Origin of the sequence: Cupriavidus sp. OTU4054 (genome assembly GCF_038440175.1) — a bacterium.
Lineage (GTDB): Bacteria > Pseudomonadota > Gammaproteobacteria > Burkholderiales > Burkholderiaceae > Cupriavidus > Cupriavidus pauculus_D.
In genome coordinates, this window is the sequence record NZ_JASATF010000038.1 from 1 (window position 1) to 23,760 (window position 23,760).

General features: G+C 67.1%; 22 protein-coding genes. 15 read left to right on the top strand and 7 right to left on the bottom strand.

Annotation, left to right across the window (positions count from 1 at the left end):
* The 4 genes from AAHB16_RS29495 to AAHB16_RS29510 form a co-directional block, all read left to right on the top strand.
* The coding region (locus tag AAHB16_RS29495) for a His/Gly/Thr/Pro-type tRNA ligase C-terminal domain-containing protein (RefSeq protein ID WP_342052645.1) at positions 1-576 on the top strand (576 nt) is incomplete at its 5' end.
* Between the two features lie 77 nt (positions 577-653).
* A complete protein-coding gene (locus tag AAHB16_RS29500) occupies positions 654-1,358 on the top strand; it encodes a lytic transglycosylase domain-containing protein (protein ID WP_342052664.1) in 705 nt (234 codons plus the stop codon).
* A gap of 34 nt (positions 1,359-1,392) precedes the next feature.
* A complete protein-coding gene (locus tag AAHB16_RS29505; protein ID WP_342052646.1) occupies positions 1,393-2,328 on the top strand; it encodes a 2OG-Fe(II) oxygenase in 936 nt (311 codons plus the stop codon).
* A gap of 97 nt (positions 2,329-2,425) precedes the next feature.
* Positions 2,426-3,049, top strand: a complete 624-nt coding sequence (locus tag AAHB16_RS29510; RefSeq protein WP_150370665.1) for a LysE family translocator — start codon at positions 2,426-2,428, stop codon at positions 3,047-3,049.
* A gap of 24 nt (positions 3,050-3,073) precedes the next feature.
* Here AAHB16_RS29510 and AAHB16_RS29515 read toward each other — a convergent pair whose 3' ends face one another.
* Positions 3,074-3,616: a hypoxanthine-guanine phosphoribosyltransferase gene (locus tag AAHB16_RS29515; protein WP_150370666.1), complete on the bottom strand. Its 543-nt coding sequence runs from the start codon at positions 3,614-3,616 to the stop codon at positions 3,074-3,076.
* Between the two features lie 25 nt (positions 3,617-3,641).
* Positions 3,642-5,036 carry a signal recognition particle protein gene (ffh, locus tag AAHB16_RS29520; protein WP_150370667.1) on the bottom strand — a complete coding sequence of 465 codons (1,395 nt, stop codon included), beginning with the start codon at positions 5,034-5,036 and terminating at the stop codon, positions 3,642-3,644.
* A 119-nt stretch (positions 5,037-5,155) separates the two neighbouring features.
* Between ffh and AAHB16_RS29525 the strand changes: the two genes are divergently transcribed.
* The 10 genes from AAHB16_RS29525 (at position 5,156) to AAHB16_RS29570 (ending at position 17,700) form a co-directional block, all read left to right on the top strand.
* Positions 5,156-6,103, top strand: coding sequence for a cytochrome C assembly family protein (locus AAHB16_RS29525; protein ID WP_342052647.1), 948 nt, complete (start codon positions 5,156-5,158; stop codon positions 6,101-6,103).
* Between the two features lie 12 nt (positions 6,104-6,115).
* Positions 6,116-6,409 carry a PP0621 family protein gene (locus AAHB16_RS29530; RefSeq protein ID WP_342052648.1) on the top strand — a complete coding sequence of 98 codons (294 nt, stop codon included), beginning with the start codon at positions 6,116-6,118 and terminating at the stop codon, positions 6,407-6,409.
* Positions 6,406-8,592 (top strand): ATP-binding protein, encoded by a 2,187-nt coding sequence (locus AAHB16_RS29535; protein ID WP_342052649.1) that lies wholly within the window; start codon positions 6,406-6,408, stop codon positions 8,590-8,592. Before AAHB16_RS29530 ends, AAHB16_RS29535 begins: the two co-directional genes overlap by 4 nt.
* 70 nt (positions 8,593-8,662) lie before the next feature.
* Positions 8,663-10,318, top strand: coding sequence for a sigma-54-dependent transcriptional regulator (locus AAHB16_RS29540; protein ID WP_150370670.1), 1,656 nt, complete (start codon positions 8,663-8,665; stop codon positions 10,316-10,318).
* Complete coding sequence (ampD, locus tag AAHB16_RS29545; RefSeq protein WP_150370671.1) at positions 10,311-10,946, top strand: 1,6-anhydro-N-acetylmuramyl-L-alanine amidase AmpD; 636 nt, start codon at positions 10,311-10,313, stop codon at positions 10,944-10,946. Before AAHB16_RS29540 ends, ampD begins: the two co-directional genes overlap by 8 nt.
* Before the next feature lie 452 nt (positions 10,947-11,398).
* Entirely contained in the window at positions 11,399-14,341 is a 2,943-nt protein-coding gene (locus tag AAHB16_RS29550) for a ribonucleoside-diphosphate reductase subunit alpha (RefSeq protein WP_150370672.1), read from the top strand.
* 121 nt (positions 14,342-14,462) lie between these two features.
* The gene (locus AAHB16_RS29555) at positions 14,463-15,644 is read left to right on the top strand and encodes a ribonucleotide-diphosphate reductase subunit beta (RefSeq protein ID WP_150370673.1); all 1,182 of its coding nucleotides are present in this window, start codon (positions 14,463-14,465) and stop codon (positions 15,642-15,644) included.
* Between the two features lie 195 nt (positions 15,645-15,839).
* The gene (locus AAHB16_RS29560) at positions 15,840-16,145 is read left to right on the top strand and encodes a DUF4148 domain-containing protein (RefSeq protein WP_150370674.1); all 306 of its coding nucleotides are present in this window, start codon (positions 15,840-15,842) and stop codon (positions 16,143-16,145) included.
* Between the two features lie 95 nt (positions 16,146-16,240).
* Entirely contained in the window at positions 16,241-16,813 is a 573-nt protein-coding gene (locus AAHB16_RS29565; RefSeq protein ID WP_150370675.1) for a DUF2239 family protein, read from the top strand.
* Positions 16,814-17,277: 464 nt separating this feature from the next.
* On the top strand, positions 17,278-17,700 hold the full coding sequence (locus AAHB16_RS29570) for a type II toxin-antitoxin system VapC family toxin (RefSeq protein ID WP_342052650.1): 423 nt from the start codon (positions 17,278-17,280) through the stop codon (positions 17,698-17,700).
* A gap of 21 nt (positions 17,701-17,721) precedes the next feature.
* On the opposite strand, the gene AAHB16_RS29575 is transcribed toward AAHB16_RS29570, so the two are convergent.
* The 4 genes from AAHB16_RS29575 to AAHB16_RS29590 are packed head-to-tail and all read right to left on the bottom strand — an operon-like array spanning position 17,722 to position 21,857.
* Positions 17,722-18,546: an SDR family NAD(P)-dependent oxidoreductase gene (locus AAHB16_RS29575; protein WP_150370677.1), complete on the bottom strand. Its 825-nt coding sequence runs from the start codon at positions 18,544-18,546 to the stop codon at positions 17,722-17,724.
* Positions 18,543-19,352, bottom strand: coding sequence for a citryl-CoA lyase (locus tag AAHB16_RS29580; protein ID WP_342052651.1), 810 nt, complete (start codon positions 19,350-19,352; stop codon positions 18,543-18,545). The genes AAHB16_RS29575 and AAHB16_RS29580 overlap by 4 nt, the downstream gene beginning before the upstream one ends.
* A 14-nt stretch (positions 19,353-19,366) precedes the next feature.
* The gene (locus AAHB16_RS29585; RefSeq protein WP_150370679.1) at positions 19,367-20,857 is read right to left on the bottom strand and encodes a class I adenylate-forming enzyme family protein; all 1,491 of its coding nucleotides are present in this window, start codon (positions 20,855-20,857) and stop codon (positions 19,367-19,369) included.
* Between the two features lie 10 nt (positions 20,858-20,867).
* Positions 20,868-21,857 (bottom strand): tripartite tricarboxylate transporter substrate binding protein, encoded by a 990-nt coding sequence (locus AAHB16_RS29590; RefSeq protein WP_150370680.1) that lies wholly within the window; start codon positions 21,855-21,857, stop codon positions 20,868-20,870.
* A gap of 82 nt (positions 21,858-21,939) precedes the next feature.
* Between AAHB16_RS29590 and AAHB16_RS29595 the strand changes: the two genes are divergently transcribed.
* A complete protein-coding gene (locus AAHB16_RS29595) occupies positions 21,940-22,767 on the top strand; it encodes an IclR family transcriptional regulator (RefSeq protein ID WP_342052652.1) in 828 nt (275 codons plus the stop codon).
* Here the strand turns inward: AAHB16_RS29595 and AAHB16_RS29600 are convergent.
* A complete protein-coding gene (locus tag AAHB16_RS29600; RefSeq protein ID WP_342052653.1) occupies positions 22,724-23,725 on the bottom strand; it encodes a LysR family transcriptional regulator in 1,002 nt (333 codons plus the stop codon). The genes AAHB16_RS29595 and AAHB16_RS29600 overlap by 44 nt on opposite strands.
* Between the last annotated feature and the right edge of the window lie 35 nt (positions 23,726-23,760).

A 23,760-nucleotide genomic window follows, 5' to 3' on the forward strand; every position in this document is an offset into this window, starting at 1 on the left:
GTGTTGCGCTTTAAAGTCCTCGCGGGGGGGGCGGCCGCCGCCCCCCCCCACGGCAAGGGGGTGCTCGATATCTGCCGCGGCATCGAAGTGGGCCACGTGTTCATGCTCGGGACGCGGTACTCGGAGTCGATGGGCGCCACGTACCTGGACCAGAACGGCAAGACCCAGCCGATGCAGATGGGCTGCTACGGCATTGGCGTGACGCGGATTCTCGGCGCGGCGATCGAGCAGAACTTCGACGAGCGCGGCATTATCTGGCCCGCCGCGATCGCACCGTTCGCCGTGGTGATCTGCCCGCTCGGTTACGACCGCTCGGAAGGCGTGAAGGCGGAAGCCGATCGCATCCACGCGGAACTGCTCGCTGCCGGCGTCGACGTGATCATCGACGATCGCGGCGAGCGTCCGGGCGTGATGTTTGCCGACTGGGAACTGATCGGCGTGCCGCATCGCGTGGTGGTCGGGGACCGTGGCCTCAAGGAAGGCAAGGTCGAGTACCAGGGCCGCCGCGATACCGAGGCGACGCAGGTCGCCGTGGCCGACATCGTCGCGCACGTGCGCGGCAAGCTCGCGAACTGAGCACCATGCGCGCCCGCCCGCTTCGTTCCGCCTTGCTCCGCCTCTCGCACCTCCCGCGCGTCCGACTGCATCGGTGGATGCTCGCGGGCGGGCTGGTGCTGACCGCGATGGCGGGCCCGGCGCAGGCCGGCGCGCAGAAGGAAGAGGCGCTGGCCGACTCCGTGCGCGGCGCGCTGGCCGCGGCCATCGCCGACAACCGGCCCGTGCGGCCGGCGTTCGCCAGCGGCACGGAGCGGCTTGGCTATCTGAAGTGGCTGGGCGAGATGTCGCGCCGGCTCGAAGGCAAGATTCCCGAGCCGCAGGTGCGCGTGGAGCTGATCGAAACCGTCTACTACGAGGCCAAGCGCGCGGGGCTCGAACCCGCGCTCGTGCTCGGTCTCGTACAAGTCGAAAGCGGATTCCGCAAATACGCGATCAGCTCGGCCGATGCGCGTGGGCTGATGCAGGTCATGCCGTTCTGGGTGCGCGCGATCGGCGACGGCGACACGCGCAAGCTGTTCCACCTGCAGAGCAACCTGCGCTACGGCTGCACGATCCTCCGCCATTACCTCGACCGCGAGAGCGGCGACCTGTTCCTGGCGCTCGGCCGTTACAACGGCAGCCGTGGCCGCCCCGAATATCCGAACGCGGTGCTGGCGGCGTGGAAGCGCTGGCAGTATTCTGAAGCGTCGGTGACCATGGCCGGCGACCCGGAGCCCGCGGTTCCCGCGCGGCGCGCATTGCCGCCGGAAGCGCCCGCGCGCAATCCCTTCTCGCCGCAACGGATCACCAATCCATCCTGAGCACGCACACAGCACGCAGGCAGGCAACGCAATCATGACCATCGAGACGAAGGGCGGCTATTGCTCCTCCTCGCCCGAGCTGGAGCACTGGCTGGCGCGGCATATCGAACAGGGTTTCGGCGCGGAGGCGCTGGTTCGTTCGATGCTGCGTTCCGGCTATGACGCGACGTTCGCGCGCGATACCGTGGCCACCGCACTGGGACTGCCCATGCCGCCGACGGCCACCGCGCCGATGACGGCCCGCACGCCGGCCGCGACGGGTAGCGCCGCGGCGCCTTTTTCGCAGACACTGCAGGCGCAGACGGGCGGCGAGGCCGCGCAGCAGCCGGGCGGCAATGTGTTCCGGCACCTCGGCCACACGATTCCGATCCTGTTCGCGCTCGAGGCACCGCGGATCCTGCTATTGCAGAACCTGCTGAGCGAGGCCGAGTGCGATGCGCTGATCGCGCTGTCGCGCGGGCGGCTCGAGCGATCGCCCGTGGTCAATCCGGACACCGGCGACGAGAATCTGATCGATGCGCGCACGAGCATGGGCGCGATGTTCCAGGTTGGCGAACACGCGCTGATCGAACGCATCGAGGCGCGTATCGCGGCAGTGACGGGCCTGCCGGTCGAGCACGGCGAAGGCCTGCAGATTCTCAACTACAAGCCCGGCGGCGAGTATCAGCCGCACTTCGACTACTTCAATCCGAACCGGCCGGGCGAGGCACGCCAGCTGCGCGTCGGCGGCCAGCGCGTGGCCACGCTCGTCATCTACCTGAACAGTCCGCCCGCGGGCGGGGCCACGGCCTTCCCGAAGCTCGGGCTCGAGGTCGCACCGGTAAAGGGCAATGCGGTGTTCTTCAGCTATCGGCAGGCCGACGGCGGCCTCGACGATCGCACGCTGCATGCGGGCCTCCCCGTCGAGTCCGGCGAGAAATGGATCGCCACCAAATGGCTGCGCGAGCATCCGTACCGTAGCGCGATCTGACCCGTACCGGTACCTTTTAGATAAAGCGTACCGGTACTGTACAGGCGACGCCGCCTAGACTTGGGCATTCCCTAGTCATCCGCGTCTGGAATTCCCCATGGCTCTCGCCCCCCTCGTTGCCGGCTCCGGCATGTTCGCCGCGTTCTGCGCGTTCGCGCTCGTTTCCTCGATCACTCCCGGGCCCAACAACACGATGGTGCTGGCGTCGGGCGTCAACTTCGGCTTTGCGCGCACGGTGCCGCATCTGCTCGGCATCAGCATCGGCTTTTCGCTGATGGTGGCGCTGGTCGGGCTCGGCCTTGGTTCGGTGTTCACGGCACTGCCGTGGACGTGGCACGTGCTGCGCGCGGTGGCGGCCGTCTATCTGGTGTGGCTCGCGTGGAAACTGGCGACGTCCGGTGGCGTGCAGGATCGCGAGGTCGCGCGGCCGATGACGTTTCTGCGCGCGGCCGCGTTCCAGTGGGTGAATCCGAAGGCGTGGGTGATGGCGGTGGGGGCGTGCAGCACCTATGTGCTGCACGGAAACGTCTGGCTCAACGTGCTGTTGATGGCCGGCGTGTTCGCGGTGATCAACCTGCCGAGCGTGGCGATGTGGGCGGTGTTCGGTTCCGCGCTGCGCCGCTGGCTGGCGTCGCCGCGCGTGCTGCGCGCGTTCAACGTGACGATGGCGCTGTTGCTGCTGGCGTCGCTGTGGCCGATCCTGGCCGGCCACCACGCATAGGACGTAAAAAAGAAACCGCGCGCGTCAGACCAGCGCGCGGATCGTGCCGAGGTTGCGCCAGTAACCCTTGACGTCCATGCCGCAGCCAAACACGTAGCGGTCCGGCACCTTGAAGCCGCAGAAGTCCGGATGCATCGGCTTCGGCTTGTTCAGCGTCTTCTCGCACAGCACGGCCGCGTGGAATTCCTTCGCGCCCATGTCCATGATGCGCTCGCGGATCGCGGCCATCGTCTCGCCTTCGTCGAGGATGTCGTCGAGCACGAGCACGATGCGGTCCTTCACCGATTCCCGCGGCGCCACGCGCCACTGCATCTCGCCACCCACGGTCTTGTTGTTGTAGCGCGAGAGGTGGATGTAGTCGAACTCCAGCGGGAACTGCAGCTTCGGCAGCAGCATGCCCGTGAAGACGACGGCGCCGCCCATGACGGACAGCACGAGCGGGAAGGCGTCACCCATGCTCGCGGTGATCTCGGCCGCCATGCGGTCCAGCGACGCTTCCACTTCCGCGGCGCTGACGATTTCTTCCGAGCTGGACCAGAGTTCGCGAGCCTGTTCTGCGGTCAACATGATCGATATCCTAGTTTGTGGAGGCTCAGCGATTGAACAGGCCCTTCATGCCGCCTTTCATCGCTCCCATCTGGCGCATCATCTTCATCATGCCGCCGCCCTTGAGCTTCTTCATCATGCCCTGCATCTGGTCGAACTGGTTCAGCAACCGGTTGACCTCCTGCACGGGCACGCCGGCACCCGCCGCGATGCGGCGCTTGCGGCTGGCCTTGATCAGTTCGGGCTTGGCGCGTTCCTGCGGCGTCATGCTGTTGATGATGCCTTCCATGCGGCGCACCTGCTTCTCGGCCTGATCCATGTTGGCACCCTGCGCCTGCTGCGCGAACTGCGCGGGCAGCTTGTCCACGAGGCTGCCGATGCCGCCCATCTTCTTCATCTGGCCGATCTGCGCCTTGAAGTCCTCGAGGTCGAAGCCCCCGGTCTTCTTGATCTTCTTGGCGAGCTTCTCGGCGGCGTCCATATCGACACCGCGCTGGGCTTCCTCGACCAGCGCGAGGATGTCGCCCATGCCGAGGATCCGCTGCGCCATGCGGTCCGGATAGAACGGCTCGAGGCCGTCGAGTTTTTCACCGACGCCGACGAACTTGATCGGGCGGCCCGTCACGTGGCGCACCGACAGCGCGGCACCGCCGCGCGCATCGCCGTCGAGCTTGGTCAGCACGACGCCGGTCAGCGGCAGCGTGTCGTTGAACGCCTTGGCCGTGTTGACCGCGTCCTGGCCAAGCATCGCGTCCACGACGAACAGCGTTTCGGCGGGTTTCAGTTCGGCGTGCAGCGCGGCGATTTCCTGCATCATCGCCTCGTCGATACCGAGCCGGCCGGCCGTATCGACGATGAGCACGTCGTGATAGTGCTTGCGCGCCCAGTCCAGCGCCGCGCGGGCGATGTCCACGGGCTTCTGGTCGGGCTGCGACGGGAAGAAGTCCGCGCCGACCTGCTCGGAAACGGTCTTCAACTGGGCGATGGCGGCAGGGCGATACACGTCGCACGACACCGTCAGCACCTTCTTTTTCTTCGTTTCCTTGAGCCACTTGGAGAGCTTGCCGACCGTGGTCGTCTTGCCGGCGCCCTGCAGGCCCGCCATCAGGATGATCGCGGGCGGCTGGACGTTGAGGTTCAGTTCGCCGGACTTGTTGCCGCCCGTGACGGCTTCCTCGCCGCCGATGACCGCGGTCAGCTCGCGCTGGACCACGCCGACCAGCGCCTGGCCCGGCGTCAGGCTCGAGACCACTTCCTCGCCGAGCGCCTTTTCCTTGACGCGGGCGACGAATTCGCGGACGACCGGGAGGGCGACGTCAGCCTCGAGCATGGCAAGGCGCACTTCGCGCAGCATCTCGGCGGTATTGGCCTCGGTCAGTCGGGCCTCGCCGCGCATGGTCTTGACGACCCGCGCCAGGCGTTGAGTGAGGTTGTCCAGCATGGCAGAAAAGGGGGAAGTTCCGGCTAGTGTGATGCGCCTGTGCGACGCTCGTCCACGGCAGTTGCAGGGGCATGCGCCTGCGAGAGCCGCCGACAAGGGCACTAAGGTAAACTGCGCAAATGGTCATTGTACTGTATGCCCTGACGGCACTTCTCTATTGCGGCCTGGCCTTTCACGGCTGGTCGACGCGTCATCCCCGGCTCGCGGCCGCGGGGGGCGTGCCGCTGGGCCAGCCCGGCGCGGCTTCGGCCGCCCTGTCTCCGCCCGGCCCGCTCGGGACGCCGCCTGGCGGCGGCCGCTCCGACAGCCAGCCGGCGTGGTGGCACGCGCTGATGCTGGCGGCGCTGGCCAGCCACGGCCTACTGCTCCACGAGACGATTTTCCCGGCCGACCGCATGGTGTTCGGTTTCGCATTCGCCCTGTCGGCCATGCTCTGGCTCGGCATCGGCATCTACTGGATCGAGAGCTTTTTCTTCTCGCTGGCCGGCCTGGGGCTGATCGTCGTGCCGGTGGCGATGATCGCGAGCCTGATGCCGCTGGCGTTCCCGGGCGCGCAGATCCTCGGCTACGCGGCGCGGCCGCTGTTCAAGCTGCATTTCATCATCGCCAACGTGGCGTACGGGCTGTTCACGCTGGCGGCCTTCCATGCGTTCCTGATGCTGCTGGCCGAGCGCCGGCTCCATGGGTTCCAGCGCTCGCCCTCGCAGGAGCGCGTGCAGCAGGGGCAATGGCTCGGGCGGTGGCTGGACCTGCTGCCGCCGCTGCTGACGCTCGAGAAGCTGCTGTTCCGCCTGATCGGCGCGGGCTTCCTGCTGCTGACGATGACGATCGCGTCGGGCTTCCTGTTCTCCGAAGAGCTGTTCGGTCGGGCGTTCCGCATCGACCACAAGACCGTGTTCGCGATCATCTCGTGGGCGATGTTCGGCGGCATTCTTGTCGGCCGGCACTTCCGCGGCTGGCGCGGGCGCACCGCGCTGCGCTGGGTCATCGCGTCGTTCGGCATCCTGCTGCTCGCGTACGTGGGCAGCCGCTTCGTGCTCGAAGTCATCCTGCATCGCCTTACCTGAGCGCCGCCTCTCATGGCAAGAATCCTGATCCTGCTGGCCATCGTGCTCGGCATCCTGTGGTGGCTGCGCGATCGCGCCGGGACGCGGCGGGCGGGCCCCGAGGCCCCGCCGAAGACAAAGGCCCGGCCCGCGCGCGCGGGCGATGGCGCCAATGACGGTCCCGACGGCGGCATGGAGCCGATGGTCCAGTGCGCGCAATGCGGGGTGCACCTGCCGCGCGGCGAAGCGATCGGCTGGCAGGGGCTCCACTACTGCCGGCGCAGCCATCTGCCCGATCACACCGAACCGGGCGGCCCCCGCTCATGAGCACGCACCCGACGGGCGCACCGCCGCGCGCGGGCAAGACGGCCTCCCGCTCGTCGAAGGGTGCCTCGGGCGCATCGGGTGCATCGGGAGCATCGGGAGCGTCGAAGGGCGGCTACAAGTCCGGGCCGAAGGCGTCTCCCAATCTGCTGGACAAGGGGGCCAAGGGCTCGCGCTTCACGGGCGGCAGCGTGCTCCGGCAGTTGTGGCGGCAGCCCGAACCGCCGGAATTCCACTGGCGCCTGCTGCGCTATTTCTGCTGGACGCGGCTGGCCGTGGCGCTGCTGCTGCTCGGCTACGCGTGGCTGCCGCTCGACCGCAGCGCGCGCGTGCTGGCGGCCAGCGATGGCAATATGCGCGTGGTCCACGCCATGCCGGCGATCGTGCCCTATCTCGCTATCGGCGTTCTGCTGGCCGGCGCGGCATTCTGGCGCCGGCGGTTCCAGCTGCGCGTGCGGGTCGAGGTGCTGCTCGACCTGCTGATGCTGGCCGCGATCTTCCTCGTGCTGACCAAGGGCAGCCACGGCGAAGGCGTCGCGATGATCTTCCTGTTGCCGGCGCTCGAGGCCGGCGCGCTCACGAGCCTGCCGTTCGCGCTGTTCACGGCGGCGATGTCGGCGCTGGTCGTGATGAGCGAGCCGTTCGTGCATACGCTGCTGTCGCGGCAGGCCGATGCGGACCTGCTGGGCTCGGGGCTGTTCAGCCTCGTGTTCATGATCGCCGCGTTTGTCATGCATATGCTGGCCAACCGGCAGATCGCGCAGGAACAGCTGGCGCTCGCGCGCGAGCACGAACTGCGCATGCAGCAGCTCGTCAACCGGCTGCTCGTCAACGACATGCAGGATGGCGTGATGCTGGTGCGCGCCAATGGCGCCGTGGTGGCGGCGAATCCCGCGGCCATCGTGCTGCTGGGCGTGCAGCCGCACGAGCGCATCCGCGAAGGCCAGATCCGCGCGGGCGAGCGCGAGGGCGCGCTGTTCGACCTGCGGCGCATTCCGCGGCTGCAGCCGCTGATGGAGATGCTGCGCGACTGGCTGCGCACGAAGGACGACGTGCCGCGCATCCTGCAGCTGCTGCCGCTGGCGTCGCAGCCGTCGGCGGGCGGGCCCATGCTGCATACGCGTCTGCGCCTGCGCTTCGTGCTGCCGGGCCTGGCGGGCGTGCGTTCGACGCTCTCTCATGCGTACACGGTGCCGACGTCGCTCGATACCGAGGGGTGGAACGACATGTCGCCGGAGACGGCGGCGCGCATGCGGCTGGCGATCGCGCAGAACGAGGCCATGGCGTGGAGCGCCGAGGACGAGGCGCTGCTGCGCAGCGAGATGCGCGACACGCTGCTCGTGCATATCGAAAGCTGGGAGCGGATTGCCGAACAGGTACAGCAGGAGAAGCTCGCCGCGATGGGGCGGCTGGTGGCCAGCGTCGCGCACCAGATTCGCAATCCGCTGGCGGCGATCAGCCAGGCGAACGAACTGCTCGCGGATTCCGTGCGTGCGGACGCGGGGGGTGCGGATATGGGGGGCGGCACGGCGGGCGGCGACGTCGATGCGCGGCTGCTGCGGATCATCAGCGACAACGTGCGGCGGCTCGACCAGGTGGTGTCCGACGTGCTGCAGCTGTCGCGGCGGCCGCGCACCGGGCACAGTTCGGTGAAGCTCGCGCAGGCGCTGCCGGAAATCGTCGATCGCTGGCGGCTCGAGATGCGGTCGCGCTCGGGCACGCGCGCGGACGTCAACGCCAATGCCATCCGCATGACCGTGGATCTGGCGCAGCCGCTGATCTTCGACGCGTCGCAGTTGCAGCAGGTGCTCGGCAACCTGCTCGACAACGCGTGGCGCTACTGCAGCCGGCTGCCCGGCTCCATCCGCCTGCTCGCGCATGCGTTGGATCAGCACCACGCCGAACTGATCGTCTGGAACGACGGGGCCGAGGTATCGCGCGAGCACCAGCGCAGCCTGTTCGAGCCGTTTTTCACCAGCAACGCGCAGGGGACGGGGCTCGGGCTGTTCATGGCGCGCGAACTCTGCGGCGCCAACGATGCGCAGGTGCGCTACGGCACGATCGCCCTCGAAACGTTGCTGGATCGCACAGGGATGCTCGCGCCGGGCGCACGCGATACACTCCCGGCCAAAGCCTTCGTGCTGACGATGCGCATCGACACCCCTGACGCGGTTGCCGGAAACTGACCGACGGCATCGGGTACCGACCGCCGCGTCCGCCGGACCCGACAGAACAACGAGCTCCCTTCTACCATTCATGCCCGTCCGACCTCCCGCCCTCGACCCGATTCTCGTCATCGACGACGAGGCCGACCTGCGCGAGCTGCTCGAGATATCGCTGCGCCGGATGGGGCATGACGTAGTAATGGCTGGCTCTCTCTCGGAGGCGCGCCAGAGGCTGGCCGAGCGCCGCTACAGCCTGGTGCTGACCGATATGCGGCTGGGCGACGGGCTCGGCATCGAGATCGTGCGCCAGCTGTCCGCCTCGCCCGAGCGCGTGCCCGTGGCGGTGATCACGGCCTATGGCAGCGCCGACAATGCGGTGGACGCGCTCAAGGCGGGCGCGTTCGACTACATCGCCAAGCCCGTCTCGCTCGACCAGCTCCGGACGCTGATCCTGAACGCGCTGGGCCGCAAGCAGAGCGACGGCGGCGCGGGCGCATCGTCGGACAGCGCCGAGTCGAACGAACTCGCGGAACGCATGATGGGCCTGTTGCCCGGCCTGTCGCCCGCCATGCAGGAGGTGCGCCGGTCGCTGTCGCGGCTCGCGCGCAGCATGGCGCCCGTGGTCATCAGCGGGGAGTCCGGCAGCGGCAAGGAACGCGCGGCCCGTGCGATCCACGCGGTGAGCGCGCGCGCCGCGCATCCGTTCGTCGCGGTCAACTGCGGCGCGATTCCCGAATCGCTGATGGAGTCGGAATTCTTCGGCTACGTGAAGGGGGCCTTCACGGGCGCGGATGCCGAGCGCGGCGGCTTCTTCCAGACGGCCCACGGCGGCACGCTGCTGCTGGACGAGGTGGCCGACCTGCCGCTGGCGATGCAGGTCAAGCTGCTGCGCGCGCTGCAGGAGCGGCGCGTGCGCAAGATCGGCGCGAACAAGGAGGATGTGGTGGACGTGCGCGTCATGTGCGCGAGCCACAAGGACCTCGCGGCGATGGTCGCCGCGGGTTCGTTCCGGCAGGACTTGTATTACCGGCTGAACGTGCTGGAGCTGCGCATGCCGACGCTGCGCGAGCGCGCCGAGGACGTGCCCGTGCTGGCGCGCGCCATTCTCGAACACCTGGCCGTGCGGTATGGGGACGCGCATCCGCGGCGCCTCTCGCACGCGGCGCTGGCGCGGCTGACCGCGTATCCGTTCCCGGGCAACGTGCGCGAGCTGGAAAACCTGCTCGAGCGCGCCTATGCGTTTGCCGAGGGCGACGAGATCGACGTGGCGGACCTCGGCCCGCTGGAGGCGGGCATGGAGCGCGCGACGATGCTGCAGCCGCCGCCGATGCCGCCCGTGGTCTCGAACACCTACCCCGTGTGGGGCACGATGCCGGGCTGGTCGCCCGCACCCGCGGCGGCGGTATCGTCGGTCATGCCGTCCATGGCGCCGGTGCCCGGTTTCCCCGAGCCCGAGGCCGAGCCGGTGCTGGTCGCCGCGGATCCGCTGGCCCAGGCGCTCGGCGACATCAGTTTCCCGATCGACCTGCCCGCGCGGCTCGAGGCCATCGAGCGCGAGCTGATCCTGCGCGCGCTGCGGCAGACCGGATTCAACCGCACCGCGGCGGCGCCGCTGCTGGGTCTGAACTTCCGCCAGCTGCGCTATCGCATCCAGCAGCTCGAGATCCGCGACGAGCGCGAGGGACGCGACGCCGGCGCCGAGGTGTCGCCGGAGATCCTGCCCGAGGGCGAGGGCAGCGATGGCTGATACCGTGGGCCCGTCGGCCGCCTCCAACGCCTCCAACGCCTCCGGCGCTTCGGATGCCGACTTCCTGCCGAATGCGGACGGATGGGTACCCGCCGCGCGGCACGTGCCTTCGCCGAACTACGACGCGCGGCCGGCGGATGTGCCGACCGACCTCGTGGTGATCCACAATATCAGCCTGCCGCCGGGACAGTTCGGCACCGGCGATATCGAGGCGTTCTTTCAGAACCGTCTCGAGATCGCGCGCGATCCGTTCTATGAACAGATTCGTGACGTTCGCGTGTCGGCACACTTCCTGATCGCGCGCGATGGTGAACTGGTGCAGTTTGTCGCCTGCACGCAACGGGCATGGCATGCGGGGCAGTCGGCATTCTGTGGCCGCCAGCGTTGCAACGATTTCTCCATCGGCATCGAGATCGAAGGCACCGACGACGTGCCGTTCACGGCGGCCCAGTATCGAACGGCCGGGGCGCTCGTGCGGGCGCTGCGGATGGCCTATCCGATCGCAGCGCTGGCCGGGCACAGCGACATCGCCCCAGGCCGCAAGACCGACCCCGGTCCGCACTTCGATTGGGAACGGCTGGCCAAACTGGCGCAACTGCCCGCCGGCGTGCTGCCATATCGTGCATAAGGCGCCTGCGCTAATTCCCCGTTCCGGGTAGGCCTATCGTCGTAGTTTCGCCATAGAAATAAATTTGAAGGTATGTGCGGAAGCCCGCATCCCTTGGCGGATCGGGGCTGGCGGGAATGTGGCGATGCCGCATCCGGGAAACAGAGGCCAATTCACCCGTTGTCAAGACTGTTCATCCGCCAACGATTCACTATACTTAGCCCAGTTTTTCGAGACGACCACAATATCTAGTGGTCCTCTCAAGGGACCGACCCCAATGTGAGGTGTGAGCGCGAGCCGAATGTGCCGCCAGCGCCTCTGCAGCGGACCGGGTCGGGGCAATACCAGAGTCCCTAGCAGAATGATCGCCAGTGCAGTTGGGTTCTCGCCCGGCAAAGCCGGAACCGAGAGTGTCTTCTGAAGCGCATTTTGCTAGGGACTTTGTCACTTCCAAATACAAGGGGAACTACCTCATGCAAACGGCCCAGAACGAACTCGCCACTGGCGTATCGAGCGCTGTCGGTGCAGCCGGCACGTCGCAGTCCACCTCCGCCGCTGCGGGAACGGGTTACCAGGACTACAAGATCATCCGCCGCAATGGCGCCGTCGTGGCGTTCGAGCCGAGCAAGATTTCCGTCGCCGTGACCAAGGCCTTCCTGGCCGTCAACGGCGGTACCGGTGCCGCTTCCGCGCGTGTGCGCGAGCTGGTGGAACAACTGACCGGTTCCGTGGTGCGCGCGCTGCTGCGCAGCCGTCCCAACGGCGGCACGTTCCATATCGAGGACGTGCAGGACCACGTGGAACTGGCGCTGATGCGTTCGGGCGAACATGAGGTGGCCCGTGCGTACGTGCTGTATCGCGAGAAGCGTTCGCAGGAACGTGCGCAAGCCAACGCGCAGGCCGTGGCCCGCGTGCAGGAAGCCGGCGGCGTGGCCGTCAACGTGATGGATGCCGGTGTCGTGCGTCCGCTGGACCTGGTCGCGCTGCACGAACTGATCGACACCGCCTGCAGCGGTCTGGGCGAAGGCGTGAGCGCCGAGCCGATCCTGAAGGAAACGCTCAAGAACCTGTACGACGGCGTGCCGCTGACTCAGGTCTACGACTCGGCCATCCTGGCCGCCCGTACGCTGATCGAGAAGGACCCGGCGTACAGCCAGGTGACCGCCCGCATCCTGCTGCACACGATCCGCAAGGAAATCCTCGGCGCCGAAGTGACGCAGGCCGAAATGGCCGCCCGCTACGTCGAGTACTTCCCGAAGTTCATCGCGCGCGGCATCGAAGCCGAACTGCTCGACGAGAAGCTCGCCACGTACGACCTGGCCCGCCTGGGCGCGGCGCTGGACGCCTCGCGCGACTTCCAGTTCAACTACCTCGGCCTGCAGACGCTGTACGACCGCTACTTCCTGCACGTGGACGAGACGCGCATCGAGATGCCGCAGGCCTTCTTCATGCGCGTGGCCATGGGCCTGGCGCTCGAAGAGAAGGACCGTGAAGCGCGCGCGATCGAGTTCTACCAGCTGCTGTCGTCGTTCGACTTCATGTCGTCCACGCCGACGCTGTTCAACTCGGGCACGCGCCGTTCGCAGCTGTCCTCGTGCTACCTGACCACGGTGTCGGACGACCTCGAGGGCATCTACGAAGCGCTGAAGGAAAATGCGCTGCTGTCGAAGTTCGCCGGCGGTCTGGGCAACGACTGGACCAACGTGCGCGCGCTGGGTTCGCACATCAAGGGCACCAACGGCAAGAGCCAGGGCGTGGTTCCGTTCCTGAAGGTGGTCAACGACACGGCCGTGGCCGTGAACCAGGGCGGCAAGCGCAAGGGCGCGGTGTGCGCGTACCTGGAGACGTGGCACCTGGACATCGAGGAATTCCTCGAGCTGCGCAAGAACACCGGTGACGACCGTCGCCGCACGCACGACATGAACACGGCCAACTGGATTCCGGACCTGTTCATGAAGCGCGTGATGGAGGGCGGCGATTGGACGCTGTTCTCGCCGGCCACCTGCCCGGACCTGCACGACAAGGTGGGCAAGGCCTTCGAGACCGCCTACCTCGGCTACGAAGCCAAGGCTGCCAGCGGCGAGCTCAAGCTGTTCAAGAAGATTCCGGCCGTGCAGCTGTGGCGCAAGATGCTGGGCATGCTGTTCGAGACCGGCCATCCGTGGATCACGTTCAAGGATCCGTGCAACATCCGCAGCCCGCAGCAGCACGTGGGTGTGGTGCATAGCTCGAACCTCTGCACGGAGATCACGCTCAACACGAACGACAGCGAAATCGCCGTCTGCAACCTGGGCTCGGTCAATCTGGTCGCGCACCTGAAGCAGCAGGCCGACGGTTCGTACGTGCTCGATCACGACAAGCTGCAGAAGACCATCCGCACCGCGATGCGCATGCTCGACAACGTGATCGACATCAACTACTACGCCGTGGACAAGGCGCGCAATTCCAACCTGCGCCATCGTCCGGTCGGCATGGGCATCATGGGCTTCCAGGACTGCCTGCACGTGCAGCGCGTGCCGTACGCGAGCGATGCCGCGGTGAAGTTCGCCGACACGTCGATGGAAGCGGTGTGCTACTACGCGTACCAGGCTTCGACCGAACTGGCCGAAGAGCGCGGCCGCTACAGCACGTACACGGGTTCGCTGTGGGATCGCGGCATCCTGCCGCAGGACTCGCTGAAGCTGCTGGCCGAAGAGCGTGGCGGTTACCTCGACGTGGACCTGTCCTCGACGATGGACTGGGATTCGCTGCGCGCCCGCATCAAGCAGCACGGCATGCGTAACTCGAACTGCATCGCGATCGCGCCGACGGCAACGATCTCGAACATCATCGGCGTGTCCGCCTGCATCGAGCCGACGTTCCAGAACCTGTACGTGAAGTCGAACCTGTCGGGCGAGTTCACGGTGGTCAACGATTACCTGGTTCGCGACCTGAAGGCCCGTGGCCTGTGGGACGAGGTGATGGTTGCCGACCTGAAGTACTTCGACGGTTCGCTGGCCCGTATCGACCGCATTCCGCAGGATCTGCGCGACATCTACGCCACCGCGTTCGAAGTGGAACCGACGTGGCTCGTGGAAGCCGCCAGCCGCCGCCAGAAGTGGATCGACCAGGCGCAGTCGCTGAACATTTACATGGCCGGCGCCTCGGGCAAGAAGCTGGACGACACGTACAAGCTCGCATGGGTGCGCGGTCTGAAGACCACGTACTACCTGCGCACCGTGGCCGCGACGCACGTGGAAAAGTCCACCGTGACGCGCGGTTCGCTGAATGCGGTGTCGTCGGGCGCTGACAACGGCGGTGTTTCGGCACTCGACAAGGCAGCGGCCTCGGCGCCGGCGATGCCGGAAGCCGACGGCGCGGTCTGCACGATGCGCCCGGGCGACCCTGGCTTCGACGAGTGCGAGGCCTGCCAGTAAGCATTGCCATGCGGGGCCGGTTTCGCGCCGGCCCCGCGCACCCCTCGGTGCACACATCGATGCACCCATCGATGCACCCTGAGCGCCATACGCGCGCGACGCAAACAATCGGAGAAACACTATGCTGAGCTGGGAAGACGACGCTCAAGCCACGCCTCAGGCCGCACCGCAGCCGGCCCTGCAACCCGCCATCCGCACGGCGGACGAGCAGGGTGTGCTGCCCCCGGCCGCCACGCAGCCGGGCATCCTCGGCGACAACCCGAACGCCGCCGCCGCGCAGAGCTCGCGCCGCGTGAACGCTGCCGACAAGCGCGTGATCAACGGTTCCACCGACGTCAACCAGCTGGTTCCGTTCAAGTACAAGTGGGCGTGGGAGAAGTACCTCGCCGGCTGCGCGAACCACTGGATGCCGCAGGAAATCAACATGTCGCGGGACATCGCGCTGTGGAAGGATCCGAACGGCCTGACCGAGGACGAGCGCCGCATCATCAAGCGCAACTTAGGCTTCTTCGTCACGGCCGACTCGCTGGCCGCCAACAATATCGTGCTGGGCACGTACCGCCAGATCACGGCGCCCGAGTGCCGCCAGTACCTGCTGCGCCAGGCCTTCGAAGAGGCCATCCACACGCACGCCTACCAGTACATCGTGGAGTCGCTCGGCCTCAATGAAGCCGAGATCTTCAACGCGTATCACGAAGTCGCGTCGATCCGCGCGAAGGACGAGTTCCTGATTCCGTTCATCGACACGCTGACCGATCCGTCATTCAAGACCGGCACGCCGGAGAACGACCAGAAGCTGCTGAAGTCGCTGATCGTGTTCGCCTGCATCATGGAAGGCCTGTTCTTCTACGTGGGCTTCACGCAGATCCTGGCCATGGGCCGCCAGAACAAGATGACGGGCGCTGCCGAGCAGTACCAGTACATCCTGCGCGACGAGTCGCTGCATTGCAATTTCGGTATCGACCTGATCAACCAGATCAAGCTCGAGAACCCGCATCTGTGGACCGCCGAGTTCAAGGCCGAGATCACCGAGCTGTTCAAGGAAGCGGTGGACCTCGAGTATCGCTACGCCGAGGACACGATGCCGCGCGGCGTGCTGGGCCTGAACGCACCGATGTTCAAGTCGTACCTGCGGTTCATCTGCAACCGCCGCTGCCAGCAGATCGGCCTCGAACAGCTGTTCCCGAACGAAGAGAACCCGTTCCCGTGGATGAGCGAGATGATCGACCTGAAGAAGGAACGCAACTTCTTCGAAACCCGCGTGATCGAGTATCAGACGGGTGGGGCGCTGTCCTGGGATTGAGTTCAATCCCAGCCAGCCTCGCTGACGAAAACGCCTCCTGCCCGCAGGGGGCGTTTTTGTTTGGGCGCGTCCCGGCGAGTTGAGACGATCGGGCAAATCGTCGAGACGGATCGTCAATGCCGGGGAGCGGGGCGTTCCTAGACTGAAGTCACGCATCGCAATGATCGCGATACCCAGCGACTTCAGGAGCCCATCATGCAACACAACACGTTCAGCACTTCCGCACGGTTGCGTGCCCTTGCCACGGCTGTGGCGTTTGCCGGTGCCGCGGCGGTCTCGTTCTCGGCGCATGCGGCCGATGCCGCAGCCGGGGCCGATCGCGATGCATCGCCGGTGACGCATGCCAGCCTGATGCACGAGCTGCAGGAGCTGCGCGCGGTGGGCTACGACCTGCTCGACGACAATTTCCCGGAGTCGCTGCAGCGCGCGCAGCGCAAGGTCGAGGCGAAGCATCGTGCGGCGGAGCAGGCGAAGGCCGCGCAGCCGGCGTCGGCAGGCTGAGTGGACGGACGTCGTTTTATTTCACCCGGGTGTAATTGACATCCCGTATTTCACCCGGATAAAATCCACGCATCGTTCAATGCGTGGAGGTATCGATGTCATCCCCTCAACAGGCCACGGCCTTTGCCGGCGACCGGCGGCTGGCCAGTGGCACCTATCTGGACGTCGCGCTCGCGATCCGGGACGCCGTGGCGGCCGGGTCCGACGCGACGATGCTGGCCTTCGACGATGTCACCGGCCGGCAGATCGATTTCGATCTGCGCGGCTCGGATGCGGACATCGCCGCGCGACTGGCGGCGCCCGAGCCCACCGGCACGGACAGCGCCCGCAAGCGCGCGGGACGGCCATCCCTTGGCGTCGCGGCGCGCGAGGTCACGCTGTTGCCGCGCCATTGGGAATGGCTCGGCGACCAGCCCGGCGGAGCGTCGGCCGCCTTGCGCCGGCTCGTCGATGCCGCGAGCACCTCGCCCGAAGCCGACCGGCGCCGCGCGCAGCAAACCGCGGACCGCTTCATGTCCGTGATGCTCGGCAACCAGCCCGGCTACGAGGACGCCTCCCGCGCGCTATACGCCGCCGACCGCGAGCGCTTCATGACGCTGAGCCGCCAATGGCCCAAAGACCTGCGCGAGCACGCGCGGAAGCTGGCGGCGGGAGCGTTTGCGCGGTAGATCGGACGAATGGCTATGAGAGGAGTCTGAAAGTCGCAGCGGGTAGCGATAGATCAAGAGATACGTAAATGGGGAGTTGGCGGGGTGATGGAGCGATGGCGACTGTGTTGGAATGGTGACGCTGGATCGAGGGAGAGCGGTAATAGGCCCGCGATGCCTCGGTCAGGCATGGAAGTCGCCCCCGACTGTCTGGAGTCAATCATGGCGCAAACAAACATCGCTGATCCTATTAGCGCAGCAGCCCCAAGCGCAGCAGCCCCAAGCGCAGCAGCTCCAAGCGCAGCAGTCCCTGGCGCAGCAGTCCCCGGAGAAGGGGATTCGACCACGCGCGCTCCCTGCGCGGGCGATACCGCAGACCTGCGTGGCGGGCTGGCATACCTGCTGGATCTCTTCGCCGCCTTCCCTGCAGACTTCATGCAGCATGGCCGGGAACCCCTGCGGCATGAAGAAAGGGAACCGCTCTGATGGCGAAGTACATGCTCGACACGAACATGTGCATCTTCCTCATGAAGAACCACCCAGAGCAGGTGGCACGGCGGCTCGCGCAATGTGGTGAGGGAGACGTCGTGGTTTCGGCAGTCACGCTGGCGGAACTGGAGTACGGGGTCAGCGTGTCGGCGAATCCTATGGCCTCCCGCAAGGCGCTTCGCAGGCTGTTGGACAAACCGCCGGTGCTGTCGTGGAGCGCGTCTGCCGCGAAGGCCTACGCGCCAGTACGGGCCGCGCGACCGAAGGGAAAGGCCGACGCCATGGACAAGCTGATTGCCGCCCATGCAATCGACCGGAAGGTCACGGTGGTGACGAACAACACGAAGGACTTTGCGTACCCTGGTTTAAGCGTCGAAGACTGGACGATCGTTACACGTGGCCATAACGGTGCGGGATAGCGGTGACGATCGTCCTGCGGCTTACGCAAACTTCCCCGTCAGCCCGCCATCGACCACCAGCTCCGTGCCCGTGACGTAGGCGGCGGCATCGGAGGCCAGGAACGCGCACGCGTTGGCCACATCCCATGCGGTGCCCATACGGCCGAGCGGGACCTGTCTGGCGCGGGCGGCGCGCGCCTCGTCGAGGCTGGTTTCGGAGAACATCTTTGCGACCGTGTTGGCAATGCGGGGCGTGTCGATCAGGCCCGGGACCACCGTGTTGGCGCGGATGCCGTTGGCCGCGTATTGCTGGGCCAGCATGCGCGTGAACTGGATCACGGCGGCCTTCGTCACGCAGTACGACAGGTGCGGGTATCCGAGGTAGCGCATGCCCGCGACGGACGAGATCGCGATGATCGCGCCGCGGCCCTGTTCGACCATGTCGGGGAGGACCTGACGCGAGGCCAGCAGCAGGCTGCGCACGTTGACCGATTGCGCGAGGTCGAAGTCCTCGAGCTTCGTGTCGAGCGGGCCGCCGGTCTTGCCGATGCCAACATTGTGGTGAAGCACGTCGATGACGCCGAAGCGCGACTTCGCTTCGGCGAACATACGCACCACGTCGGCCTCGTCGGCAATATCGCCGACGAACGTATCGGACGTGCCGCCCTCGTCGCGAATGATCGCGGCGGTTTCCTCGGCCGACGCGCGATCGCGGTCGGCGACGCAGACGCGGGCGCCCAGGCGCGCGTAGGTGACGCACGCCGCGCGGCCGATGCTCCAGCCGGGGCCGGCCGAACCACCGCCCGCGACGAATACCGTGCGATCGGACAGCCCCAGCCCCACCGGCCATGCAGTGGGCGCCGTCATCCGCCACGCTCCTTTCCAGCCGCGTTGCCGCCCGCTTTGCCACCTTCGCCCACATAGGGAATCGCGTGCTCGACGGTGTCCCAGATAAACCGGCCCGACGGGCTCTGCTGTTCCTCGACGATATGCGCCACGAGTCCCGCCGCGCGCGAGATCACCGCGAAGCCGCGCATCACGGCCGTGGGCACGCCGATTTCGCCGAGCAGCGCGGCCACCGCGCCTGTGGCATTGATCGTGATCGGCCGGCCCGCAACCTCGTCCACCGCCGTGGACAGGCGTTCGAGCGCGCGGATATGCCGGCCATCGAGATCCGGCTCCGCACGCCCGAGTTCGAGCAGCTTGTAGGCGCGCGGATCGACGGGTTTGTGCAGATGGTGACCGAAACCGGGAACCGGGCTCTTCAGGCCCTTGTAGTGACGCGCAATGGTGAGCGCCTCCGCATCGGGATCCTCGGCGGCAAGAATCCGGTCGAGCAGCTGCGAACAGTTCTCCATCGTCCCCACGAACGAACTGCCGACCGCGAGCAGGCCAGCGGACACCGCGCCCTGCAGGTTCTCGGGCGCGCTCATGTAGATCAGCCGCGTGGCGATCGCGCTAGGCGTGAGGCCATGCTCCATCAGCACGATCAGCACGACGTCGGTGATGCGCATATCGACCGAGCGCGGCTCGCGGCCGAGGATCTGCATCAGCATCACTTCGGTGAAGGTCTTCTTGCCCAGCAGGTCCTCGACCAGATCGGCATCGCGGTAATGCAGGCTCGTGAGCGTGTGGGTGCAGAGACGGGTAACGGGGGTATCGTGTTGTGCCATGGATCGGGTCTCCTTCAGGCAGCGTTCCGGGCGAGCGCGAGCTCGCGCACGGAGGTCTTGAGTACCTTGCCGACGGTCGAGCGCGGCAGGCTGGTATGGAAGTGAATGCGCTTGGGCGTTTGCACGGGTCCGAGCCGCGCGCGCACGAACGCGATCAGTTCGTCTTCGGTCGCGGTGCTTCCCTCGCGCAACTGCACGGCGGCCTGAACGGCTTCGCCCCACTTGTCGTCGGGAATGCCGAACACCGCGCTCTCGTGCACGGCCGGGTGCTGGCCCAGCGCGTTCTCCACGTCGATGGGATAGACGTTGAAGCCGCCCGTGATCACCACGTCGCGCAGGCGGTCCTTGAGGTAGAGATACCCGCGTTCGTCGATCAGCCCGCGGTCTCCCGTATGCAGCCAGCCATCGACGATCGTCTTGCCGGTGAGTTCCGGCAGCCGCCAGTAGCCCGTCATGACGAGGTCGCCACGCGCGACGACTTCGCCGACCTCGCCCGTGGGCAGCAGCGCGCCTTCGGGCGACATGATCGCGACATCGCTGAACCACGTGGTGCGGCCCACCGACGCGAGATTGGCGGGATCCTCGAAGTCCTCGGGCCGCATTACCGTGAGCAGCTGCGGTGCCTCGGTCTGGCCATAAGTGGTGGCCATCACGGGGCCGAAGAATTCGCGCGCGACGCGCAGCTTCTCCGCGGGCATCGGCGCGCCACCATAGATCAGCCGCCGCAGCCGCGGATAGTCGCCGCGCGATGCGCCCGGCAATGCCATCAGCATGTAGATCAGCGTCGGCGGCATGAACGCGATGGAGCCGCCACGCTCGCGAAACGCGGTACGGACCGCTTCCGCGCCGCTGCCGTCCATGATCACGTGGCAGCCGCCCTGCGCCAGAATCGGCACGACGTAGGTCGACGTGCCATGCGTGACGGGCGCGGCCACGACGTAGCGATCGTTTTCGTCGAAACCCCACACGTGGATCTGGTTCACGATGTTCGCCACCCACGCACGATACGGCTGCATGACGCCCTTGGGCGCGCCCGTGGTGCCGCCCGTGAACTTGATGGCCTGCGTGGCATCGCGATCGAGCGACAGCAGGGGGCGCGGGGCGCCCGTGTGCGGGAGGATCTCCGCATCGAGCCCGGCGGTCGTCACGCGCTGGCCCGGCGCGCCATCGAGCAGCGCGGCGCAGTCCTCGTCGAACACGAGGATCGACGGCTCGGTCGCATCGACGATGCGGCGCAGTTCGAACTGCGTGCTCTTGGGGTTCAGTGGCACCCAGATCTTGCCGCTCGCGAGCACGGCCAGCAGCGCGGTCAGATGCGCGGTGGAGTTGCCCGCGCAGATGCCGACACGGCTCTGCGGCGCGGGGTCGCGTGCCTGGAACGCCGTGGCCAGCGCGGCGACGCGTCCGGCCAGCACGCGATAGGTCACGGTGCCGTCCGGCGCATCGATGGCGATGTTGTCGGGCCAGCGATCCGCGGCGCGCCAGAAGAAATCGATCGGTAGCATAAATGGTTCCTTAGTTGACGCGCGCGCCCGACTCCTGCACGACATCGTGCCAGCGCTTGATCTCGGAGAGCGCGAACGCGCGGCATTGCTCGGGGGTGCCCGGCTCGGGCGTGGCCACGAGTTCCTGCATGCGCTGCCGCACGTCGGGCGTGGCCAGCGCCTTGTTGAGCGCGGCGTTGATCTTGTCGACGATTGGCCGCGGGGTGCCGGCCGGCGCGGCGATGGCGAACCACGACTGGACATCGAAGCCCGGAAAACCGGACTCGGCGACCGTCGGCACGTCGGGCAGCAGCGACGAACGTTGCGCGCTGGTGATCGCGATCGCGCGCAGGCGGCCCGCCTTGATGTGCGGCATGGCGGAGGGCGTGTTGTCGAACATCGACTGCACCTGGCCGCCGAGCAGATCGGTCACGGCCGGCGCGCTGCCGCGATACGGCACATGCAGCATGTTGCTGCCGCTGCGCATGCGGAAGATCTCGCCGGACAGATGGATGGAAGAACCGGCGCCCGACGACGCGAACGTGACGCCGTTCGGCGACGACTTCGCAAAGCGGATGTACTCGGCCACCGTGTTGACGGGCAGCTTGGGATTCACGACGAGCACGTTCGGAATCTTGGCGATCATGCCCGCAAGCTCGAAGTCCTTGACCGGGTCGTAGCCGAGCTTCTCGTAGAGCGTGGCGTTGATCGTGTTGGCGATCGTGTAGACGTAGAGCGTGTAGCCGTCCGGCGGCGATTTGGCGACCACCTCGGCGCCCACGTTGCTGTTGGCGCCCGCGCGGTTGTCGATGACCACGGGCTGGCCGAGGTTCTCGCCGAGCTTGACGGCGACGAGCCGCGCAAGCACGTCGGTGGCGCCGCCGGCGGCATAGCCGACCACGAGCCGTACGGGCTTGGTCGGCCATGCGGGCGCCTGGGCGTGAGCGGGCTGGGCCGCGACGAGCTGGCTGCCGGATATCGCGGCGGCCAGCAGTAAGGTCCGGACGGATCGGAAGGTCATGGTTGTCTCCTGGATGGAATGCCAATCGCGCGCGTCCGTCTCTATACTGCGGACTGCATCGTCGACGTGGAAATTCTTTCCCATGCCTTCTCGCACTGCCACCAGAAACGTCCGCCAGGCGGACGTTTTGCCCCCCACCACGGACCCGGCCGAGGCCCTGCCCGAGGAGGGCACCCGCGCGTTGCGGCGCGGACTGACCCTGCTCGACGCGATTCTCGCGGGTGGCCGAGAAGGGCTGCGTGTCGTGGATCTGTGCCGCGTGGCGGGCCTCGAACGGCCCACGGTCTACCGGCTGCTGGCGACGCTGATCGAGGCGGGCTACGTGGCGCCGCGCGGGCGCTTTCGCTACGTCACGGGCCCGCGCCTGGCCGCGATGCCGCAGCGGCAGGCATCGACGGACGTGGCCGAGCGCATTCGCCCGGTGCTCTCGCGCGTCAGCCAGGCATGCGGCGATGCGGCATTCGCCATCGTGCGCGACGGGCCGCTTTCGCAATGCGTGGCGCGGCACGTCGGCACGCATCCGGTGCAGGTGCTGGTGATTCAGGTGGGCACGCGGCAGCCGCTAGGCGTTGGCGCGGCGGGGCTCGCACTGTTGTCGGCGCTACCCGATGCCACGGTCGGCGAGATCATGGCGGCCAACGCCGATGCGCTTGGCCAGTACAACGGCATGACGCCCGATCGCATGCGCATTCTCGTGCGGGCGACGCGCGAGCGCGGATGGTCGGTCATCGGCAATCACGCTACGCGCAACGTGCTTGCGGTGGGCATGGCCATCTCCAACGCCGATGGAGAGCCCGTGGCCGGCATCAGCGTGGCGACGACGCTCGCGCGGATGCCGCGCGAGCGTCAGCAGCTGATCGCGCGTGTCATGCGCGAGTCTGTGGGCGCGCTGCTGCCTGGCGGACTGTAGGCCGGGGCTTGCGTTTCGGCTTGACCGCTCCCGCGCGCAGCGGCAGCTCGGGCCGGCCGATCTCCGCCTGCACGAAGTCGATGAACACGCGCAGCTTCATCGGCATCGCGGCGCGGTTGTAGTAGTAGAGGTAGAGCGCGGCGGGCGAGGTCCAGCCCTGCAACACCTCGACGAGCCGGCCCTCGGCAAGCGCGGCGCCCGCCGACTCCTTCGCCAGATAGGCAAAGCCATAGCCGTCGCAGGCCGCGCGCAGCAGGAGCGCCGTATCGTTCGAGGACACGCGTCCGGTCACCGCGAGGCGCTGCGGCTTGCCCTTGTCCTGTCCCCGGTCCTCGAACTCCCACCGGTAGAGCGCGCCGCTGTCCGCGCTGCGATAGTTGATGCACTCGTGCTTGAGCAGGTCCCGCGGATGCCGGGGCACGCCCCGCGCGGCCACGTACTCGGGCGATGCCACGACAACGAACGGTACCGAGGCGATCAGCGGTATGGCCACCATGTCGTCGCCGAGCACGCTGTCGAAACGGATGCCCGCGTCGAAGCCCTTGGTGACGATATCGACGAGGCTGTTATCGACGGCGACGTCGAGGCTGATATTGGGGTGGGCGGCCAGAAAGCGGCCCAGCAGCGGCTCGATGATCAGGCGGCTCGCGGTGGATGGGATGTTCAGGCGCAGCGTGCCCATCGACACGTTCGACGCCACCGACACGTCGTGCATGGCCAGCTGCAGTTCCTCGAGCAGCGGCGCCACGCGATCCATGAACGCGCTGCCGGCCTCGGTCAGGCTGACGCTGCGCGTGGTGCGGTTGAACAGGCGCGCGCCGAGCTGCGCCTCGAGCGTGCGCACGGCATAGCTGGCCGCCGAGACGGAGATGCCCGAGGCATCGGCGGCGGCGGTGAAACTCTGGGTCTCCGCCACGCGCATGAACAGGCGTAGCGACTGGAAATCCGGCTCGCTCATTGTGAAATTCCATTGCAAGAAGCTCGCCGATTATC

Bases quoted from the DNA above. Each gene is read 5' to 3' on its own strand.
- AAHB16_RS29510 (WP_150370665.1), top strand. From the start codon at position 2,426: ATGGCTCTCGCCCCCCTCGTTGCCGGCTCCGGCATGTTCGCCGCGTTC.
- AAHB16_RS29530 (WP_342052648.1), top strand. From the start codon at position 6,116: ATGGCAAGAATCCTGATCCTGCTGGCCATCGTGCTCGGCATCCTGTGG.
- AAHB16_RS29595 (WP_342052652.1), top strand. From the start codon at position 21,940: ATGCCTTCTCGCACTGCCACCAGAAACGTCCGCCAGGCGGACGTTTTG.
- AAHB16_RS29515 (WP_150370666.1), bottom strand. From the start codon at position 3,616: ATGTTGACCGCAGAACAGGCTCGCGAACTCTGGTCCAGCTCGGAAGAA.
- AAHB16_RS29525 (WP_342052647.1), top strand. From the start codon at position 5,156: ATGGTCATTGTACTGTATGCCCTGACGGCACTTCTCTATTGCGGCCTG.
- AAHB16_RS29560 (WP_150370674.1), top strand. From the start codon at position 15,840: ATGCAACACAACACGTTCAGCACTTCCGCACGGTTGCGTGCCCTTGCC.
- AAHB16_RS29585 (WP_150370679.1), bottom strand. From the start codon at position 20,857: ATGCTACCGATCGATTTCTTCTGGCGCGCCGCGGATCGCTGGCCCGAC.
- AAHB16_RS29590 (WP_150370680.1), bottom strand. From the start codon at position 21,857: ATGACCTTCCGATCCGTCCGGACCTTACTGCTGGCCGCCGCGATATCC.
- AAHB16_RS29580 (WP_342052651.1), bottom strand. From the start codon at position 19,352: ATGGCACAACACGATACCCCCGTTACCCGTCTCTGCACCCACACGCTC.
- ampD (WP_150370671.1), top strand. From the start codon at position 10,311: ATGGCTGATACCGTGGGCCCGTCGGCCGCCTCCAACGCCTCCAACGCC.
- AAHB16_RS29540 (WP_150370670.1), top strand. From the start codon at position 8,663: ATGCCCGTCCGACCTCCCGCCCTCGACCCGATTCTCGTCATCGACGAC.
- AAHB16_RS29575 (WP_150370677.1), bottom strand. From the start codon at position 18,546: ATGACGGCGCCCACTGCATGGCCGGTGGGGCTGGGGCTGTCCGATCGC.
- AAHB16_RS29600 (WP_342052653.1), bottom strand. From the start codon at position 23,725: ATGAGCGAGCCGGATTTCCAGTCGCTACGCCTGTTCATGCGCGTGGCG.
- AAHB16_RS29555 (WP_150370673.1), top strand. From the start codon at position 14,463: ATGCTGAGCTGGGAAGACGACGCTCAAGCCACGCCTCAGGCCGCACCG.
- AAHB16_RS29570 (WP_342052650.1), top strand. From the start codon at position 17,278: ATGGCGAAGTACATGCTCGACACGAACATGTGCATCTTCCTCATGAAG.
- AAHB16_RS29550 (WP_150370672.1), top strand. From the start codon at position 11,399: ATGCAAACGGCCCAGAACGAACTCGCCACTGGCGTATCGAGCGCTGTC.
- AAHB16_RS29565 (WP_150370675.1), top strand. From the start codon at position 16,241: ATGTCATCCCCTCAACAGGCCACGGCCTTTGCCGGCGACCGGCGGCTG.
- AAHB16_RS29535 (WP_342052649.1), top strand. From the start codon at position 6,406: ATGAGCACGCACCCGACGGGCGCACCGCCGCGCGCGGGCAAGACGGCC.
- AAHB16_RS29500 (WP_342052664.1), top strand. From the start codon at position 654: ATGCTCGCGGGCGGGCTGGTGCTGACCGCGATGGCGGGCCCGGCGCAG.
- AAHB16_RS29505 (WP_342052646.1), top strand. From the start codon at position 1,393: ATGACCATCGAGACGAAGGGCGGCTATTGCTCCTCCTCGCCCGAGCTG.
- ffh (WP_150370667.1), bottom strand. From the start codon at position 5,036: ATGCTGGACAACCTCACTCAACGCCTGGCGCGGGTCGTCAAGACCATG.